Annotated in this window: 14 protein-coding genes; 5 read left to right on the top strand and 9 right to left on the bottom strand. The window is 40.8% G+C overall.

The genetic code is table 11. The features are described 5' to 3' along the window. Positions 1-19: 19 nt before the first annotated feature. Positions 20-451, bottom strand: coding sequence for a DUF2712 domain-containing protein (locus tag BIV16_RS03330; protein WP_075679354.1), 432 nt, complete (start codon positions 449-451; stop codon positions 20-22). A gap of 152 nt (positions 452-603) precedes the next feature. Between BIV16_RS03330 and BIV16_RS03325 the strand changes: the two genes are divergently transcribed. The 4 genes from BIV16_RS03325 (at position 604) to BIV16_RS03310 (ending at position 3,383) form a co-directional block, all read left to right on the top strand. Next, a complete protein-coding gene (locus tag BIV16_RS03325) occupies positions 604-981 on the top strand; it encodes a PadR family transcriptional regulator (RefSeq protein WP_075679355.1) in 378 nt (125 codons plus the stop codon). Further along, positions 953-1,357: a DUF6120 family protein gene (locus tag BIV16_RS03320; RefSeq protein WP_075679356.1), complete on the top strand. Its 405-nt coding sequence runs from the start codon at positions 953-955 to the stop codon at positions 1,355-1,357. Before BIV16_RS03325 ends, BIV16_RS03320 begins: the two co-directional genes overlap by 29 nt. 53 nt (positions 1,358-1,410) lie before the next feature. Next, positions 1,411-1,905 (top strand): hypothetical protein, encoded by a 495-nt coding sequence (locus BIV16_RS03315; RefSeq protein WP_075679357.1) that lies wholly within the window; start codon positions 1,411-1,413, stop codon positions 1,903-1,905. A gap of 176 nt (positions 1,906-2,081) precedes the next feature. Further along, positions 2,082-3,383 (top strand): nucleotidyltransferase, encoded by a 1,302-nt coding sequence (locus BIV16_RS03310; protein WP_075679358.1) that lies wholly within the window; start codon positions 2,082-2,084, stop codon positions 3,381-3,383. On the opposite strand, the gene BIV16_RS03305 is transcribed toward BIV16_RS03310, so the two are convergent. From BIV16_RS03305 to BIV16_RS03275, 7 genes are all read right to left on the bottom strand, one after another. Further along, positions 3,384-4,589 (bottom strand): YibE/F family protein, encoded by a 1,206-nt coding sequence (locus tag BIV16_RS03305; protein ID WP_242940312.1) that lies wholly within the window; start codon positions 4,587-4,589, stop codon positions 3,384-3,386. A gap of 15 nt (positions 4,590-4,604) precedes the next feature. Further along, positions 4,605-10,349 carry a CehA/McbA family metallohydrolase gene (locus tag BIV16_RS03300; RefSeq protein WP_075679359.1) on the bottom strand — a complete coding sequence of 1,915 codons (5,745 nt, stop codon included), beginning with the start codon at positions 10,347-10,349 and terminating at the stop codon, positions 4,605-4,607. Between the two features lie 333 nt (positions 10,350-10,682). Next, on the bottom strand, positions 10,683-11,654 hold the full coding sequence (gene add, locus BIV16_RS03295) for an adenosine deaminase (RefSeq protein ID WP_075679360.1): 972 nt from the start codon (positions 11,652-11,654) through the stop codon (positions 10,683-10,685). A 175-nt stretch (positions 11,655-11,829) separates the two neighbouring features. After that, positions 11,830-13,185: a phosphopyruvate hydratase gene (eno, locus tag BIV16_RS03290; RefSeq protein WP_075679361.1), complete on the bottom strand. Its 1,356-nt coding sequence runs from the start codon at positions 13,183-13,185 to the stop codon at positions 11,830-11,832. Between the two features lie 67 nt (positions 13,186-13,252). Beyond that, positions 13,253-14,704, bottom strand: a complete 1,452-nt coding sequence (purB, locus tag BIV16_RS03285) for an adenylosuccinate lyase (RefSeq protein ID WP_075679362.1) — start codon at positions 14,702-14,704, stop codon at positions 13,253-13,255. A 165-nt stretch (positions 14,705-14,869) separates the two neighbouring features. Further along, positions 14,870-16,336: an amidophosphoribosyltransferase gene (gene purF / locus BIV16_RS03280; RefSeq protein ID WP_075679363.1), complete on the bottom strand. Its 1,467-nt coding sequence runs from the start codon at positions 16,334-16,336 to the stop codon at positions 14,870-14,872. Positions 16,337-16,391: 55 nt separating this feature from the next. Next, positions 16,392-17,270: a phosphoribosylaminoimidazolesuccinocarboxamide synthase gene (locus BIV16_RS03275; protein WP_173664529.1), complete on the bottom strand. Its 879-nt coding sequence runs from the start codon at positions 17,268-17,270 to the stop codon at positions 16,392-16,394. Positions 17,271-17,551: 281 nt separating this feature from the next. On the opposite strand from BIV16_RS03275, the gene BIV16_RS03270 reads away from it, so the two are divergent. Next, positions 17,552-17,896, top strand: coding sequence for a PilZ domain-containing protein (locus BIV16_RS03270; protein WP_075679365.1), 345 nt, complete (start codon positions 17,552-17,554; stop codon positions 17,894-17,896). Between the two features lie 95 nt (positions 17,897-17,991). Here BIV16_RS03270 and gpmI read toward each other — a convergent pair whose 3' ends face one another. Next, on the bottom strand, positions 17,992-19,533 hold the full coding sequence (gpmI, locus tag BIV16_RS03265; protein WP_075679366.1) for a 2,3-bisphosphoglycerate-independent phosphoglycerate mutase: 1,542 nt from the start codon (positions 19,531-19,533) through the stop codon (positions 17,992-17,994). Between the last annotated feature and the right edge of the window lie 48 nt (positions 19,534-19,581).

The following is a 19,581-nucleotide window of genomic DNA, read 5'->3' as shown; positions in this document are numbered from 1 at the left end:
TCCCTTGTTCTCTTTTAACTTAGTATCTTCCACTAATATTATCCGAACTCCACTTTCCGCTGACCGTATGCGTTCTCTTATCATCCGCTCCCATTACAAGATACGCATATTTATATCTTCCATACACATTGTTAGACATATAACGATAACTTCCTTTTGGTATCAGGCAAACGCCTGAACAACGATTTGGATTTATTCCCGGGTACTTTGATATAGAATTAGTACCTGCAACGCATACCATAAGGTCTGTACTTGAAGCATTATTTTTCATGTAAGATGCCGTATTATCCATTTTTTCTCTTGGTCGTATCGACTGATCTGTACCATCAGCGTAATAGCTAAAGCTAAATTCACGATCTCTATGATTGTTTGCATAAACCTGCTTTGCTCCTCCAAATAGACTTCCAGCTAATATCACTGTTACTAAAGCTAATAATAATTTTTGTTTCATAACACTGCCTCCATTTTTCTTGTTTCTGTATTGATTACGTAATCTTTTCACATTGTTTCACAAAAATATACCTTTGTCAACAATATATTTTTATTCTAGGTATTGATTTGCAAATAGTATTCGTGCATAATAATATTAATGAGGTGCTTATCATGAAAACATCTTCTTTAGTATCAAACTATAAGAAAGCAACAATTGAAATGTTATTGTTAAAGCTTTTATCCGAACAAGATATGTATGGCTATCAGCTTTCTCAACAATTGAAAAAACGTAGTAATCAGTATTACACCGTATTAGAGGGGTCCATGTATCCTATCCTGTATCGTCTGACAGATGAAAAATACATCTCCTTTTATGAGAAGAAGGTTGGAGTCCGTCAAACACGTATCTATTATCATCTTGAGGATGCCGGACGTTCCTACTATAATGGATTACTTCAGTCGTATCTTGATTTTTCTGAGTTAATTCAGTTTTTACTTGATTCTACAGAGGGAGACACTTATGAAAAAGAAATTGACATCAAAGCTTAAGCAGTATTATCGGAAAATCGACTCCTACATCCCGAAGAAATATCCACATCGGAAAGAAATTATTTCTTCTATCCACCAGGATATTTCTTCCTACCTCTCGGAACATCCTGATGCAGACTATGAGGATATTTTAGAACATTTTGGAACTCCTGAGGAAATGACCCTTTCTTTTGCGGAATCACTTTCTTCCCAAGAAATAATGACAACTGCACGAAAAAACAAAAGACATCTTATTATTCTTCTTATAATTATCATAATTGGCATTGGAATTCTTTCCGCAATGATTTACCACGTCAACTGGGTGGCAGAGCATACTATTGTTGAAATTGAAGAAAGAACAGTTATATACCCTGAAACCACCATCAACGAGGAGTAATCTATTTCATATATATCAACCATCATTAACTATTTTAGGAGGACTTAACATTCATGAAACGTTTCCTTGCATTACTTTTTTCTTTTTGTATCATTTTTAACTCTGCTACTTCCATAGAAGCCAAATCGCTTGATTCCACTTCCACCACATACATAGAATATATCAATGATGATTTATATGCCGAAATCACATTGTCTCAGAGTAAAGATGTAACTTTTCAAGCGAATAGCTTTTCAAGCTCAATATCAACCACCAGAGTTGCATCCAACAGAAAAACAACATCAAAAACCTACTTTTTGAAGAATAAATCTGGAAAAGTTCTTGCAAAATATACTCTTACAGGAACTTTTACTTACAATGGTTCTTCCTCTACTTGCACAAAGGCTTCATGTTCCACATCCGTTTCGGATTCTACCTATTCCTTCTCACAAAAAGCTGCATGGGCTTCTGGAAATACTGCCATTGGCTCCTTCACATTATCATCTTCAAAACAAACAATTTCTAAAACGTTAACATTAACATGTAGCGCTAACGGAAATATCCAATAATTATCAAAAGAAAAATGGCTGACAAATTATAATGTTTATCAGTCATTTTTCTTTTCTACATGTTTTTTACAGTACCATCTATGATATAATGAGTGAAGCGAATTATATCATGTACCAATGTGCATAAATATAAGCCGAAAGCATCATAACCATATATCTTTTTAGGAGTAACCTATATGAAAATTACCGGAATCATCGCAGAATATAACCCTTTTCACAATGGGCATGCATACCAGATAGAGAAAATAAAAAAAGAAACCGATGCAGACTATGTTATCATTGCCATGAGCGGTGACTTTGTACAGCGTGGTGCTCCTGCCATCGTCGACAAATATGCGCGTACGAAAATGACGCTTGCAAATGGTGCCGACCTTGTGTTCGAGCTGCCGACCGTATTGGCAACTGCTTCCGCAGAACTTTTTGCAATGGGTGGCGTCACCCTCCTTGATAAAACAAACTGTGTCTCGACTCTTTGTTTTGGTGCTGAGACTGCCGATGGAGAACTTTTTTCTGCCATTGCGAATCTTCTTGTAGCAGAACCGGATTCCTACCGGACAAGCTTAAAAGCGTATATAAAAGACGGACTTTCTTTTCCGGTTGCAAGGAGCAGGGCTATCCTTGATTATGCAACAGCGCACCCTGACTTTTTTCCTAGAACTTCTTCTGGCAGTACACCGTTCCAGGATGCCACAGAATCCCTCGAACAAAGTCTTTTTCATCAGATTACAGACGTTTGCCAGAAACCAAATAACATCCTTGCGATTGAATATCAAAAGGCATTGTCAAAAAGGAACAGCACGATGAACTGTGCCATCCTTTCCAGAGAAGGAAGTGGTTATCACGACAAGAAACTTTCTTCAATGTCATCGGCAACTGCCATTCGAAGTGCCATCCTTTCCGGACAAGACTTTTCTCATGCGATGCCAGAATCTGCCTATGCAATTTTAATGGAAACACTCTCCAAGCACGCACCGGTCTGCGCCAACGATTTTTCCATGCTTTTGCGCTATCTTCTTTTGACTCATGTAAAAGAAGGCTTCCAGACGTATGGCGACTGCAGCGAATTTTTATCAAATCGTATTTTAAAAACAGCTGACTCCTTCGAGGATATCAGTTCTTTTTGTGAGCAGTTAAAAACAAAAGAGATTACCTATACCAGAATATCTCGTATCTTAAACCATATTCTTCTTGGTATTACAAAGGAGGACTACCAAAGAGCGGCAAGCCTTGACTTTATTCCGTATCTTCGCATTCTTGGTTTCCGCAAGGAATCCAGCGCACTATTGTCCGAAATCAAAAAAAATGCAGACATCCCATTGATTTCCAAACCGGCAGATGCTGCCAGTCTTTTATCGAAGGATGCCTACATGCTTTTTGAAAAAGATGTCTTTGCCGCCTCACTCTACGAATCTGTGTCCGCACAAAAGGCTCACACAAAGATTCGCAACGAGTTTCGACGTGAAATTGTTCTTTTGTAATTATTTCTGTTTTCTTTTTCCATACACTTCTGATGCAATAAATGCAACAATTGGAACTGTACACACAATTCCGACACTTCCTGCTGCGCTTCGGATAATCTCAATCGCAACAAAATCGGTGTTCATCAGCTGCTGAAATGACACTCCATAGGAGTAAATCATCAGCAGCATATTGAAGGAATTGCCGGCGAATGCAAGAATCAGGGTATTTGACATGGTTCCCATTGCATCCCGTCCAATATTCATGCCAGAACGGAACAGTTCCTTCGCCGTCATATTCGGATTTACTTCGTGCAGCTCTGTCACTGCAGAGGTAATACTCATGGACACATCCATAACCGCTCCCATGCAGGCAATTAAGATTCCGCACAAGAACAAATCTCCCAAATGAAGTTTCGTCGAGGAAGTAATCAGAATCAGTGTCTCCGCCTCGTCCATCTGATAGGTTGTAGCATGCATTGCAGCCATCGCAATCTGTGCGAAAAGTGCTCCCGCGAGAACACCACACAAGCTTCCTACGGAGGCAACCACTGTTTTTACCTTGATTCCGTCAATCAGGTAAAAACAGAAGAAGTTACAAATCAGTATCAAGAGAAGCGTAACTGCTAACGAGGAATAGCCTTTCAGGGAAAGTGGCAAAAGGATAAACAAAATACTGATGACGGTAAACACAAGACCTACCACAGACTTTGCCCCTTTTTTCCCTCCGATTAAGATTAAGAGCAACGCAAATACTACCACGCAGGCAATCATCTGCGGCACTCTGTAATAGTTGTAGACCGATACCTGATATGTTCCCTCTCCGGTCGTATCAATACGAACCGACAGTTTATCGCCTTCTTTTACTCTGACATTATACAACGCACTAAAATAATTCGTGGTAACCGCATAGTCTCCTTTGTATCGTCCACTTAAAATCTGAACCTCTAATTCCATGCTGCCACGCCACAATCCGTCTGACGTCTCATCGACCGTGACATTATCTTCTAACACCCGGTTTACCCTTGCAACCTCATATTCCACTCCGGAGGTATCACTGCTTTTGTATACCGGTCTGTCATGATTTGCCCAGACGATAAGCCCTACAAAAGCAATGGCAGCCAGTGCATATAGCACCAGGCTGCCCAACCACTCTTTTGGAGTCTTGCTTTGCATCGGGTTCTTTTTGAAAATGTTTTTCTTCATCTCTTCTTTTCTAAAACCCATATTTTCACCTAATTCTTATTTCAACAGCTTTCTTCTGTATGCCAAAGCCACAAGCATAGCTCCTGCCACAAGCAGCAAGATAATTCCAACTACATTTGTAGAATCACCTGTATCTGTCGCTGTCTTCTGTGTATGTGCTACGTTGTCCATAACTATAACATAATCAGAAGCATGTGTAAACACAAGATCTGCCTCACCGTTTGCATTGATTGGATAGCTTCCCATCAATTCCATTTTTCCGGTTGAAACATTATAGTAGTAAAGATTTGCAAACTGACCTGCATACTCTTTTCCAAGTGGAATTGTCATGGTTGCCTCAAATCCAAACTGTCCGTCATGTGCAAGGCTGATTTCAAGATAGCCATTTCCATTCTTTGCAACATCTGAAACTAATTTTGCCGGAATTACATCTGCATTTAATGTAACACCTAAATCCAAATCAGCCAGATTGGTTCCGGTAATCTTCTTACCATTGATTTTCCATCTTACACCGTTAGAAAGCTTCAGGACTACCGTTTTGTCTGTACCTTTGATGCTCTCTAATGTTTTTCCAGATACCTTTGTAGTTCCCACAAGGCTTACTTCTAAGGTTTCACCTTCTTTTATCTGTGCAAGTTTTTCTGTAACTGTATTCCAATCTGCATCCGTATTCACAGTCAGTTCGCCGGATACCGTTGTAGTTGTTGTGACAGAACCTGTTGTCGTATCAGATGTTTTGCCATCTTCCGTAGTTTTGTTGTCATCCGATGGCTTATTGTCGTCAGATGGCTTATTATCGTCAGATGGTTTGTTGTCGTCAGACGGTTTGTTGTCGTCAGATGGCTTGTCCTCACTTGCAGCTTCTACAAGTTTAATCTCATCAAGGTTACGAACTCTAAGACAGATAACTGCCTCATCGGAGGTTCCTTCTGGATGTGCATAAACAAGTCCGACTGCGGAAACCGTGTTTCCTTTTTTCACAAAGGATGCTAACTCATTCTTTCCGGTTGTGCCGGAGAAAATATATCCGTCAATAAAGACATTTGCAATATCACCGCTTCCATCATCTAACCAAAGCTGTGATACTCCTGTACCGGAGGCATCGTAAAGTGCATCTACGACTTTACCCTGTACCTGTACCAGTCTGCCACCAGATTTGCTGTAATTCATGGCATCTTTGGCACTCATCTTCTCTGGTGTGTATACATGTGGTGCCTCGTCTTCTAATACTTCACTGGAAATCACCTGAAGTTCTTTATCCCCCTGGTATGCATCTACATATCCTGTGATTCGAACTTTTGTACCAATTTCCAAACCACTCTCTGAGTAAGGGAATACGGTGATTCCACCTGTCTCATCCTGTACATAAATCGTATCAAAGAACGTATTTCCTTCTACGCTTGTACCTGCTGTCACATAGCCTTCAATGGCAAATACATCGCCCATATCGGCTTTTCTTACTTCTGCAATGGAAGTTGCCGGAAGTTTTACCGTTACTTCATCTAAAATATTCTCTGCAATAGTACGATTCAGATAAGGCACATCCCAGATATTATCTAATTCTGCCTTTACCTCGAAATCAGAAACAAATACTGTACCGGAAACAAAAATGTTTGCACCGCTGTCTAACGTTTCGTGTGCCATTGCAACAACATTTCCTTTTTCCACATAGGTAGAGCTGTCGCCTCTGCTTCCATCTGCATTTTTCGAATCAATCGAATAAGTTGTATCAAATCCAGTCACAAGTGCTTCTGCTTTTCCTGCTGCCACGGCATCTGCATCTACATTTACCGTACATCCGCTGTATGCACTGTATTTTTGTCCTTCTACGGCTCCTTTTAAGTATTTTGAGTCTTTGTTGCAATTGGTCAGATACAGACGGTATGCCTGACCACCGTTATTTTCTGTATCGTAAGCTTCATCACTGTTTAAGGTTGTCGTTGCACCAATTGTCTTTAAGAGCTTGTTCATCTCTGTTGTCGTCTGACAATCTGTACTATCCTGATAATCCGCAATACCACAGGCAATCAAGGCGCCGCCGTTGTCGGTATATGCTTTTACTGTCTGAAGGAACTCGTCATCGAAATGGGAAATCTTGTAATCTCCTGCATTTGCGGTTCCGTTTTTCTTTGCCGGTGCGGAAACAATAAGCAATGCACAGTCTTTTAACACTTCCGGTGTAATCTTATCTTTTACGACTTCCACCTTAATGTTTTTCTTTCCTGCAATCGCCGCGAAGTTTCCCATATTTCCGCCATAATAACCTGTTACATAATCATTGTAATGTGTTCCGTCAATGACAACTTTTGTCACCATTTCCTGTGAAACATATGTAAGTTTCAACACACTCTTATAAACTTTTGCGACACCATTTAAGGTTGCATTCACGACAACATCAAGTTCCATACTACCAACCTTATCATAGGTATAATCAAAGCTATAAGAAGCTGTTGTCATGGATTTTAATGTTGTAAGGTCATTTTTTGCAAGGTCAACCGTATGTACAGTCTGGCCTCCCACCTGAAACTCAATCGAATTAATCTGCATATCAGATGGCTCGTTGTTGTAAAGTTCTACATTTACCGGAAGGGATTCCCCTTTTACCGGAAGAACCTCTGTCGTGGAAACACTGTTGATACCGGCTGCCTCTACATCACCTACCCAGACAGGTGCTGTCACAGCGATATCTCCATCATCTTCTGCGACTTTAATATAGTAGTAAGAATAATCATTGTCTACTTTAAATGAAACGGTCTCCTGATTGGAGGTTACTTTCTTTTCTGCTAATACAAGACCACCATTGGTGATAACCTGAACTTTTCCGATGGATTTGTCTGTTGCATCGCTTAATTCAACTTTCAAATCAACGCTGTCACCGGTCATACCATCCTCAAGAATGGTTCCCATGGTGTAACCGTCTAATGTATAGTAAATATTTAAGTCGTTATCCTCTGTTGCATACACACGATAGTTACGCATTGCGTCATAAATGTTATCTCTGGTCAAACTATCGGCTAACACTACACTTCGTCCTGTGTTTGCATCACCCCAAAGTCCCTTGTGGTTATCCTGGTTGTTGGTTGGTGCTACATGCCATCCTTTGTCAAGGGCTCTCTGGTAATATTCATAGGATGGGAAATATCCGCTGCTGCCGATTGCACCTTCCCCGTTTCCTACTTCAATCGTTGTAATTAACTGGTCGATGTCTTCATCATAATATGCAAAATCACTAAAATCACCAAATGTGGTACCCGGATGGTTAAACTGACTAATCGAATCCGGAACTGTCTTTAAAGTTGCATAATAATTCTGAAGTGCTGTCGCATATGTAGCATACTGCTTTTGTGTTCTGCTCTGGAATCCATTGGTGTTAAAGGTATTCATATGACCAAGTCCATTCGACCATGTCATTTCAAAACCAAAGATACCAACAAAATTCTCCGTTGTATATTTGTCTGCTAATTCATGTCCTTCCACCCATTCACTGCTCATAGAGCCATCTGTGATGGAGGAACTGTCTGCATTATCAAAAGAGTTGGAGTGATCGGTCACGGCAAGGAAGTCTAAGTTCTTTACTTTTGATGCATGCTGGTATGCTTCTTCACAGGTTCCTGCACCATCGGAGTAGGAGGTGTGAGAATGAAGCTGTCCAAAATAAATATTGTATTTTTCATTTGTCCGTTCTGTATAAGAACAGGTAATCGTTGCACTGTCTTTGCAGCCTTCTTTTACTGCCTTTACCAGATAGGTTGCTGGAAGTGAAGATAATTTTATCGTTCCGTTACAATCTACCCATGTTGCTCCGTTATCATTCGAATAACGAATGGCTGCTCCTTCTGTTTCACAGGAGAGCTTTACCTCTGTTCCTTTTGCAACACTTCCTCCATTTGGAGTTGCTTTTACTGTTGCAACCTGTACCTGTGTATAGTCTGCTGATGTAACAATGCTGTCTGTTTTTCCTTCTTTTGTGGCGTAAGCTTTTACCGTTGCGCCATTTACGACCATATCTGCCGTTAAAACAGGCTTGTTGGCATCATCGTAAACTTTCTCTTCGCCATTGTTGATGGAATATGTAATGGATGCTCCTTCTGTTGCACAGCTTAGGGACAATTCCTGTCCTGCCATTACCTCTCCCGATGCTGGAGCAATGATAACAGGTGCACAAATCTCATCCGACAATACCGGGCTTGCCGTGATATTGATTGGAGACAAATAGAAGTTTCCGCCTGCAGCCGGAGCACTTCCTCCGATGCTTTTTTCCCCAGGTGTCAAACGAAGTACTAAAGTCTCTGCTCCGTTTGCTGTGGCAGGAAGCTCTGCGGTAAAATCATAAACTGTTGATTTTGCTTTTAATGTGAATGTCTCAACATCTGAGAAATTTGTTCCATCTATACTATAACTTAAAGTCCAGTCTTTTGCTGCTGTATTGGTTCCTTTCATGCTCATTGCAATCTGGAACTTGCCATACTTCTTTTCCGGATGAAGTGTCATCTGGAAATAGCCAGCCTTTTCCGATGAACCAAGACCTTGTGCGCCAAGGTAATAGTTTGTTCCTGTATTGCCTTTTGTTGTAAAAATCGGAGCTGCCTGTGCACCATTTACAATTGTAGTTAATTCTGCACTTGCATCTGCACCTTCCTGGCTTACATAAGAAGTTGCATCCCCTAAATCTTTTCCGTTAATCCATGCTGCATAATCTACGACGATGGATTCCTCTACGGAACTTTCCGTGCCAGAACCTGAGACTTTCACGTAATCTGTCGAAAGTCCGTTTCGAAGCTGGTAAGATGTTTTATACTTAGAAAATACACCATATACATCTGCAACATCTCCCTCAGACAGACCATCTGCAAACGGTGCTCCCTGATAAAGGTTTAAGGTGCCTGTTGCATCCTGTAAGGATGTATTGGATGTGCTATATGCACCAAGTGTCACATTTTTGATTTTTACATACTCAGAAAGATATGCATCTCCACCAGAAAGCAGTTCTGCAATTGTAAGCTCCTGTGGTGCAATCACACCGCCAACTGCAGATGCCTCTTTGATTACCGTAGGTTCTGCACCTAATGAAATCTGATTTACATTTCCGTATGCCGAAATCGTTCCTGTTACACTTACGACATCACCAATCTGGAATTTGTCCACATAACTTTTTCCATAAAGCTGGAATCCGCTAATCTCACCGTCGATAACATCCTCTAAAATAATAGAGTTTACAGTTCCCTTGGAACCATATTTACAGACCACCTGGCCAACTACGGTTGCTTCTGTACCACTTGCTGCTGCATTTGCCGCTGCTGTTGTGACTGCTCCTTCCGGAATCATATCATCTGTGATTGGATCAAAAGAAGTCTCTGCCTGTGTTGCAATTCCGTCTTCCTGTGATTCTGCTGCTGTCGTCTGTGCTGCATGTTCTACCTCACAAGCACTCTCTACGACATTCATCAATACATCTTCGTCATTTTCTTTCTGGTAGGTACCTTCTGCTGTTATGACATCACCTGCCACAATCCCGGATACTGCCTCCATAAAACGAAGTGTGATGGTTCCCGTCTCATCGTTAAGAACTGCCTGCTCGCCTTCAACCTCTGTTACGGTTCCTTTCACTGTAAATGTACCATTTGCGGCTTCTTTTACATCCGCAATGGTCGTAACTTCTGTGTTTGCTTCTACTACATCTGCACGTACTGCCATCGTTCCAATGTCAGAAAATACATTAAAACAAAGCATCAATGCAATCAGTAAAAACGAAACAAACTGTTTTCCATTTCTTTTTGCCATGCTCTCTCCTTACCCTTCTTTTTTCTTTTCCCTCTTAGCCAGCGATTGTATGTATACCGGTATTTTGTGTATACCAGTATTCACACAACCACAGATTTCTATTTTAGAATGTCTGCGCTATTTTTTCAATATTTTAGCTCATTGTATTTTCTAATGAAAAATACAGGTTTTGCTTATAAACCCTAAGAGGCGTACAACCTGTATTTTAACGTCATCCCTTCCACCTCCTCTACCATCCCATGCGAAATCCTTGTAAAAAATAGGTAAAGCCCTTTCACTTCCCATCGTTGGGAACTAAAAGGGCTTTTAACTACATTTGTATGTATTTCTTTTTTAGCGATACCAGTTTCTCATGATTTCTTTTTCTTCTTCTGTGGAAAAAGAAACCTCTATGGCATTTTTCATCATCTGCACAATTTCCTCATCTGAAATCTGGAAATGCTTTTGTACAAACTCAATTTCCTTTGAGATGGTTGTATTGCTTACAGAACGGTTGTCGGTATTAAGTGTCACAAGAAGTCCTGCATCTAAAAATTCCCGGATTGGATATTCCTCGATGCCGGCAACTGCCTTTGTCTGCTGGTTGCTGATTGGGCACATCTCAACCCCAATTTTTTCCTTCTTGCAAATCTCCTGTGCCTCTTTCTTTCCACGCATTGCAATTCCGTGACCGACACGTTTTGCTCCTGCTGCAACGGAATCTAAAATATTCTGGACACTGCCACACTCACCTGCATGAATCGTATATGGCAGGCCAATTTCTTTTGCATAGGCGAAAAGATTCTGGAATTCACTCATTGGAAAAGCTGCCTCATTTCCCGCCAAGTCTGCCGCGCAGACACCTTTTCCTAAAAATTCTCTTGCAACGGTAAGCATTGCCTTATTTTCTTCCTCACTATGGTGGCGCATTGCACAGGTAATGACATGATACATTACACCAAATTCTTTTTTCCCGCGCTCTAATCCACGAAGTACCGCAGCAATGACCTGTCTGCAGTTTAGCTTCTCATGAACCGATAAAAGTGGTGCAAACCTCACTTCCACATAGCCCACGTTCTCCTTTGCAACACTTCGGATGAAATCATATCCTGCCGCCTCTAACCCTTCTTCCGTCTGCAGACACTGAAGTGGCAAATCAAATTTTTCTAAGTACTCAGCAAGATTTCTGCAATCTTCCTCTACCTGCATTTCCTTAAGTTCCACCTTGCGTCCAAGCTGTTCCTGCAGATATTTCTGGCTTAAGGAACCGTCTAAATGACAGTGTAACTCTATCTTTTTTAAATTTAAAATCTGTTCTTTTGTCATTCCTTTTCTCTCCTGTTTTCGAATCTGACTATGTATGCTAATTGCAAATCGTATTTTACAATTAGCACATCACTACTCTTTATTATAGTAGATTTTCATGTGAAAATCCAGCTGCCTTTTCTGGTCAAACGTCATCCCGTGGGTTTCTCATAACCATCACCTGTTTCAACGCTTCTTAAAAAAGATAGGCTGCCTGCTCCCCTAATTCTTCCTCAATCCGCAACAGCTGATTATACTTGCTGGTTCGCTCTGCACGGCATGGTGCGCCTGTCTTAATCTGACCCGCATTGACCGCCACCGCAAGGTCTGCAATAAAGGAATCTTCCGTCTCCCCGGAACGATGTGAAATCACATTCCGGTAGCCGGCGCATTTTGCTTTTTCAATTGCTTCGAGTGCCTCTGTGACCGTTCCAATCTGATTGACCTTGATGAGTACCGCATTGGCAACTCCTAAGTCAATCCCACATTTAATTCGTTTTGGATTCGTGACAAACAAATCATCTCCGACAAGCTGCACCTTATCCCCCAGACGTTTTGTCAGCTCCTTCCAGCCGTCCCAGTCATCCTCGTAAAGCCCGTCTTCAATCGATACAATTGGGAATTCTTTTACCAAATCTTCATACAGACAAATCATTTCTTCCGCTGTTCGTTTCACACTATCTTTGCAGTAATCCTTTGCGGAATGTTCTCCCTCACCTTTTCCGGCATCCTTATCCGCCTCCCTGGATTCTCCTGGGAAAATATAATAACCCGTTTCTTCATCATAAAGTTCACTTGCCGCAGCATCCATCGAAAAGACAACATCTTTTCCCACTTCATATCCGGCTTTTTCTACTGCTTTCTTTAAATAGGTAAAAACATCTCTTAACTGATGAAAATCCGGCGCAAAACCACCTTCATCTCCCACTGCAGTACTAAGTCCATCCTCATTTAATATCTGACGTAAAAAATGGTACACCTCAGCGCCCATGCGAAGTCCTTCCGAAAACGTTTTCGCACCGACCGGCATAATCATAAATTCCTGGAAATCCAGGGAGTTCTTGGCATGCACACCACCATTGATTACATTCATCATTGGAACCGGCAGGCGGTATGCTCCTGCGCCGCCAAGATAACGGTATAGTGGCATCTCTAATGCTTTTGCGGCTGTTTTGGCACAGGCGAGTGACACGCCAAGAATGGCATTTGCCCCAAGATTTCCTTTGTTGTCCGTTCCATCGAGTTCCACTAAGATACGGTCAAGCTCCCGCTGCTCTAACACATTTTTTCCAACCAGGGCATCCTTTATCTTAGTATTGACATGTTCCACCACTTTTTCCACGCCAAGCCCAAAATAGCGTTCGCTTCCATCGCGAAGCTCTATCGCTTCAAATCTTCCGGTACTTGCCCCGGAAGGAACAGATTCTCTTGCCGTTATCTTTTTCCCAGTCGTCTCGGTCTGTGCCGTCACCTCGACTTCAACCGTTGGATTCCCTCTGGAATCTAAAATTTGTCTTGCATGTACGTCTACAATCTGAATCATCAATGACATAAAAATAAGCCTCCTTTTTCCTTAGCATTTGAAAAAAGAGGCTTATTTATTCATTTGAAAAATCGCTTTATACGTTAATTTCTGCTTTTACACCAAGCTCTGATTTGTTTGCATCTAAAACAGGTTTTACTACATTTGTTAAGAATTTGTCAACCTGGATTGGAGCACGTCCCACATACTTGGATGGATCCATCGTAGCCTGAAGCTCTTCTAATGTAAGATTGAAGGATGGGTCTGCTGCAATTAACTCTAACAGGTTATTGTCCTGACCTTCTTCTTTGACATGTTTTCCGGCTTCCATGGAAAGCTGACGAATCTTTTCGTGTAATTCCTGACGGTTACCGCCATTCTTTACCGCATCCATCATGATATTTTCTGTTGCCATGAATGGAAGTTCTGCCATCATATGTTTGCGGATTACTTTATCATAGACAACAAGTCCGTCTACAACGTTTAAGCAAAGGTCTAAGATTCCATCGATTGCAAGGAATCCTTCTGGAATGCTAAGACGTTTGTTTGCCGAGTCATCTAAGGTTCTCTCAAACCACTGTGTTGCGGAAGTGATTGCCGGATTTAAGGCATCTACCATCACATAACGGGAAAGAGATGCAATACGTTCGCTGCGCATTGGATTTCTCTTGTATGCCATTGCGGAGGAGCCAATCTGATTCTTTTCAAATGGTTCTTCTACTTCCTTTAAGTGCTGAAGTAAACGGATATCGTTTGACATCTTGTGCGCACTTGCCGCGATACCGGCTAATATGTTAGCCACACGGGTATCCACTTTTCTGGAATAAGTCTGTCCGCTTACGGCGTAACATTCTTTGAATCCCATTTTCTTTGCAATCATTGGATCAATCTTATCGATTGTCTCCTGATCTCCATCGAATAATTCCAGGAAGCTTGCCTGTGTACCGGTAGTACCTTTGGAACCTAATAATTTGAGTGTGCTCATCACATACTCAAGGTCTTCTAAATCCATCAAGAATTCCTGTGTCCAAAGCGTTGCTCTTTTTCCTACTGTCGTAGGCTGGGCTGGCTGGAAATGTGTAAATGCAAGCGTTGGAAGATTCTTGTATTTCTCTGCAAATTTTGCCAACTCATCAATCACGGAAACTAATTTCTTATGAACTAATTTCAATGCTTCGTTCATAATGATAATGTCTGTGTTGTCTCCTACGTAACAGGAAGTTGCACCTAAGTGGATGATTCCTGCTGCCTTCGGACACTGCTGTCCATAAGCATAGACATGGCTCATAACATCATGACGGACTAATTTTTCACGCTCTTTTGCCACATCATAGTTGATGTCGTCTGCATGGGCTTTCAACTCATCAATCTGTTCCTGTGTGATGACTGGCTTGCCATTCTCGCTAAGTCCTAATTCCATCTCTGTCTCTGCAAGTGCAATCCAAAGTTTTCTCCAGGTCTTAAATTTCATATCCTGAGAAAAAATGTACTGCATTTCCTTACTTGCATAACGCTCTGACAAAGGGCTGCTGTATCTATCTGTACTCATATTCTAAATCTCCTTTAACTCCTCAATCTGTGCCATACGCACATAATGCCTTCGGATGACTCCTTCGCACATTTGCACAGGTATAACGCACTATCTCTTATTATACCATACAATTCTTTATCCTTGCACTGTTTTTGTGCATTTTCTTTTCCACAAAAGGATTTTCTATCGTTCGTATTCTCCACGAATATCGTTTTTTGGAGGATCTAACGGATATTTTCCGGTAAAGCATCCCTGGCAGATATTTAAATCTCCAACCATTTCCTTCAAACGTCCAATCTCTAAATATCCAAGTGTGTCTGCTCCGATGATGTTGCGGATATCTTCGATGGAACGATTGTACGCAATCAATTGTTCACGTTCTGGAATATCGGTTCCAAAATAACATGGCCATAAAAATGGAGGGGAACTGATTCTGACATGTACCTCTGTTGCTCCGGCGTCACGTAACATTTTCACGATACGGTCTGATGTGGTACCACGTACAATGGAATCGTCAATCATGATGATTCTCTTGCCTTTTACTGCTTCTTTTAACACATTTAACTTCACACGGACGCTGGATTCACGGCTGCTCTGCTTTGGCTTGATGAAAGTTCTTCCGACATAGCTGTTTTTTACAAAAGCGGTTCCATAAGGAATTCCAGACTGTAAAGAGTAACCGAGTGCGGCAGCATTACCGGACTCTGGTACGCCGACAACCAAATCTGCTTCTACCGGAGAATCCATTGCAAGGAATCGGCCTGCCTGAATTCTGGACTGGTAAACACTGACACCGTCAATGTGGCTGTCCGGTCTTGCAAAATAGATATATTCAAAAATACATCTTGCCTGTTTTTCTTTTGGAAGTGCTAAAGTCATATCAGACTGAATTCCATTTTCCGGTGTGATGGTTACAACCTCACCCGGCAAAACATCACGCACAAATTCGGCACCGATGGTCTCTAATGCACAGGTCTCGGATGCAAGAATATATGCATTGTCACGCTTTCCGATGCAAAGTGGCTTAAAGCCAAACGGGTCTCTTGCACCAACTAACTTGCGCGGGCTCATCACAACCAAGGAAAATGCTCCCTTTAATTTTCGACAGGCACGTGTTACGGCTTCCTCTACCGTTTTCGAATTCAGACGCTCTCTTGCAATATGATATGCAATTACCTCTGTATCAATCGTGGTCTGGAAAATAGCACCTGTGTACTCTAAATCCTCTTTTAATTCTGCTGCATTGATTAAGTTACCGTTATGTGCCAGTGCAAGTGTTCCCTTCACGTAATTTAAAACCAATGGCTGGGCATTTTCTCTGGTGGATGCTCCTGCAGTCGAATAACGGACATGTCCGACACCGATATCACCCTTCATTACCTCTAAGTTTTCCTGGGTAAACACTTCGTTTACAAGTCCCATTCCTTTGTAGGAAGTTACCTTTCCTTTTGGACCGCTTGTCTCGCTTACTGCGATACCACAACTTTCCTGTCCTCTGTGCTGTAATGCAAACAACCCATAATAGATAGTAGATGCAACATCTTTTCCATCAAAATCGTACATACCGAAAACGCCACATTCTTCTCCTAAGCCGCTTTCTCCTGTATCTACTATCTCATTTTGAGTATTTCTTAAGTCATCTTTTAACATAGACTTACTAACCCTTTCTTCTCAATCCGTTTTATACATCATACGAAATTCATTCTTATGCAAATTTCTTGCCTGTTAATAACTCGAATGCTTCTTTGTATTTATCAATCGTCTTTGTGATTACCTCTTCTGGAAGTAAGTAATCGCTGTCTGGATTGGCTTTTAACCAGTCACGTACAAACTGTTTGTCGTAGGAAGGCTGTGATTTTCCTGGTTCATATCCTTCTAATGGCCAGAATCTAGAGCTGTCTGGTGTTAACATTTCATCACCGATGACAACTTTTCCATTCTCATCTAAACCAAACTCGAATTTGGTATCTGCAATGATGATTCCTTTGCTTAATGCGTATTCTGCACATTTTTTGTATAAGCTGATGGTGCAGTCTTTAATCTGTGTTGCGTAATCTCTTCCTTTTCCAGGATATAATTTTTCTAATACCTCTACGCTCTGCTCAAAGGAAATATTCTCATCATGGTCTCCTAAGTCAGCTTTTGTACTTGGTGTGTAAATTGGCTCAGGCAATTTGTCAGATTCCTTTAATCCTTCTGGAAGCTTGATTCCACAGACAGTGCCGTTTTCTTTGTAGCTTGCCCAGCCACTTCCTGTAATATATCCACGCACGATACATTCGATTGGAAGCATCTCTAACTTTTTACACATCATGCTGTTTCCATCAAATCTTTCACTCTGGAAAAATTCTGGCATATCTTTTACATCAACAGAAAGCATATGGTTTGGTACGATATCCTTTGTATAATCAAACCAGAACTTAGACATCTGTGTTAAGATTGCACCTTTTTTGGTAATCTTATTTTTCAAAATATGGTCAAATGCTGAAATTCTGTCTGTTGCAACAATGATAAGGCTGTCTCCGTTATCATATACCTCACGTACTTTTCCTTCTTTAAATGGTTTAAATTCCTGAATACTCATCTTTTCCTCCATCTTATGCTTTCTAGAAACATATCTTTTAGTACTTCATTATGTAAAAAATTATAATACAGTGGCTTTTACAAAGTCAATCGCATTGCCGGAGTTTCCGCTTTGTGGCATGTAGAAAAAAAAGCTCGTTTTATTAATATTTTTGTATAATTTAATTGTTTGATTAATTGCACTTATAACTGTATTTATTTTTTCTTATGTTGCCTACTTTTTTCAATGTTTCCTTGACCTTTTTCGCAAAATTGGTATAATCTGTATAGGAGGATGGTACCATGACAGAAAAAAGAAAATCAACTCGTCACCCTATCGATTTACATTTAAGTATCTGTGACTTATATAAACAGGATATGATTGGCATCCATGATTTGGATTCCCCGATTCACCTTGAAAATATTTCCCGTGGAGGATTATGCTTCCGTTCCGAATGTGTGCTCCCTACGGATTATTATTTCAATGCATCTTTAAATACAACGGATTCCGCCGACCCGGTATTTACCGTAGTAAAAATTATTCGCAGTGAAATCATTGACCGTGATGAATATCGTTATGGATGTGAATTTACAGAAATGACAGAACCGTTGGTGTCTTTGTTAGACCAGTATACGACGGCTTGCTAGATAACAGGAACTAACTTAAATGCCCTGACTATATTTTATAGTCAGGGCATTTTTTACGGATACTTTCTTTCCTTTGCCGGAATTTCCTATCCGTCTTATTTTTTGATTAATAAAGATTTTCCTGTCATTTCTTCTGGCTGCTTCATTCCCATTAATTCGATTAAGGTAGGAATGATATCTGCTAAGCATCCATTTTCTCTTAAGGTGTAAGATTCATCTGCATTTACTAAGATGAATGGAACTGGATTGGTAGTATGTGCTGTGAATGGAGCACCTGTCTCATAATCCACTAACTGCTCTGCATTACCATGGTCAGCACAGATGAACATCTGTCCACCAACTTCTTTTAATGCATCTACTGCTTTTCCAACACATGTGTCAACAGTTTCTACCGCTTTTACAGCTGCTTCCATGATTCCGGTATGACCTACCATATCTGGGTTGGCAAAATTGATGATGATAACATCATATTTATCAGAGCGGATTGCAGTACAAAGTTTGTCACATACTTCCGGTGCACTCATCTCAGGCTGAAGGTCATAAGTTGCAACCTTAGGAGATTTTACGAGGATTCTGTCTTCCCCTTCGTTTGGCTCTTCTACACCACCGTTGAAGAAGAAAGTTACATGTGCATATTTCTCTGTCTCAGCAATTCTTGCCTGTTTCAAACCGTTTGCAGCAAGGAACTGACCAAATGTATTCTTTAATTCTACTTTCTTGAATGCAACTTCTTTGTTTGGAATTGTTACATCATATTCTGTGAAACAGATGTAAGTAACGTTCTTTCTTGCACCTCTGTCAAAACCATCAAACTCGTCTGCACAGAATGCTCTTGTCATCTCACGTGCACGGTCAGGACGGAAGTTGAAGAAAATAATGGTATCGTTATCGTTTACGGTTGCAACAGGTTTTCCATCTTTTGTGATGACAGTTGGAACAAAGAACTCATCTGTCACATCTTTTGCATAGGAAGCATCTAATGCTGCAACTGCGCTCGCTGCTGTCTCGCCTTCTCCTTTTGTAAGGGCATTGTATGCTTTTTCAACACGATCCCATCTGTTATCACGATCCATTGCATAATAACGTCCACTAATAGAAGCAATCTGACCAACTCCGATTTCTTTCATTTTTGCTTCTAATTCTTCTACGAATCCTTTACCGGATGTAGGTGCTGTATCACGTCCATCTAAGAAACAGTGAACGTATACGTTTTCGATTCCTTCTTTTTTGGCCATCTCAAGTAATCCATAAAGATGTGTAATATGGCTGTGCACACCACCGTCAGAAAGAAGTCCATATAAATGTAGGGCAGAATTGTTCTCTTTTACATTTTTCATACCATCTAATAATGCTTCGTTTTTGAAGAAATCACCATCTTCGATTTCTTTTGTAATTCTGGTTAACTCCTGGTATACAATTCTTCCGGCACCCATATTTAAGTGACCTACCTCAGAGTTACCCATCTGTCCGTCTGGAAGACCAACTGCTAATCCGCTTGCATAACCTTTTACATAAGGATAGTCTTTCATAAGTCCATCCATCACTGGTGTTTTTGCCTGCGCAATTGCATTTCCTTCTGTTTTTTCATTCAGACCATATCCATCTAAAATCATTAATACGGTTGGTTTTTTGCTCATGATTCTTTCCTCTTTTCTTTTCGTTGTGCGCAGTGTACTTAAGTATCA

The sequence above is a fragment of the Roseburia sp. 831b genome (assembly GCF_001940165.2).
In the GTDB taxonomy this organism is placed as follows: Bacteria; Bacillota; Clostridia; order Lachnospirales; family Lachnospiraceae; genus Roseburia.
The sequence above is the reverse complement of the archived record's forward strand: the minus strand, read 5'-3'. Positions and strand labels throughout refer to the sequence as shown.

Bases quoted from the DNA above. Each gene is read 5' to 3' on its own strand.
- eno (WP_075679361.1), bottom strand. From the start codon at position 13,185: ATGTCATTGATGATTCAGATTGTAGACGTACATGCAAGACAAATTTTA.
- BIV16_RS03310 (WP_075679358.1), top strand. From the start codon at position 2,082: ATGAAAATTACCGGAATCATCGCAGAATATAACCCTTTTCACAATGGG.
- BIV16_RS03325 (WP_075679355.1), top strand. From the start codon at position 604: ATGAAAACATCTTCTTTAGTATCAAACTATAAGAAAGCAACAATTGAA.
- gpmI (WP_075679366.1), bottom strand. From the start codon at position 19,533: ATGAGCAAAAAACCAACCGTATTAATGATTTTAGATGGATATGGTCTG.
- add (WP_075679360.1), bottom strand. From the start codon at position 11,654: ATGACAAAAGAACAGATTTTAAATTTAAAAAAGATAGAGTTACACTGT.
- BIV16_RS03330 (WP_075679354.1), bottom strand. From the start codon at position 451: ATGAAACAAAAATTATTATTAGCTTTAGTAACAGTGATATTAGCTGGA.
- BIV16_RS03305 (WP_242940312.1), bottom strand. From the start codon at position 4,589: ATGGGTTTTAGAAAAGAAGAGATGAAGAAAAACATTTTCAAAAAGAAC.
- purB (WP_075679362.1), bottom strand. From the start codon at position 14,704: ATGAGTACAGATAGATACAGCAGCCCTTTGTCAGAGCGTTATGCAAGT.
- BIV16_RS03275 (WP_173664529.1), bottom strand. From the start codon at position 17,270: ATGAGTATTCAGGAATTTAAACCATTTAAAGAAGGAAAAGTACGTGAG.
- BIV16_RS03320 (WP_075679356.1), top strand. From the start codon at position 953: ATGAAAAAGAAATTGACATCAAAGCTTAAGCAGTATTATCGGAAAATC.
- BIV16_RS03270 (WP_075679365.1), top strand. From the start codon at position 17,552: ATGACAGAAAAAAGAAAATCAACTCGTCACCCTATCGATTTACATTTA.
- BIV16_RS03300 (WP_075679359.1), bottom strand. From the start codon at position 10,349: ATGGCAAAAAGAAATGGAAAACAGTTTGTTTCGTTTTTACTGATTGCA.
- BIV16_RS03315 (WP_075679357.1), top strand. From the start codon at position 1,411: ATGAAACGTTTCCTTGCATTACTTTTTTCTTTTTGTATCATTTTTAAC.
- purF (WP_075679363.1), bottom strand. From the start codon at position 16,336: ATGTTAAAAGATGACTTAAGAAATACTCAAAATGAGATAGTAGATACA.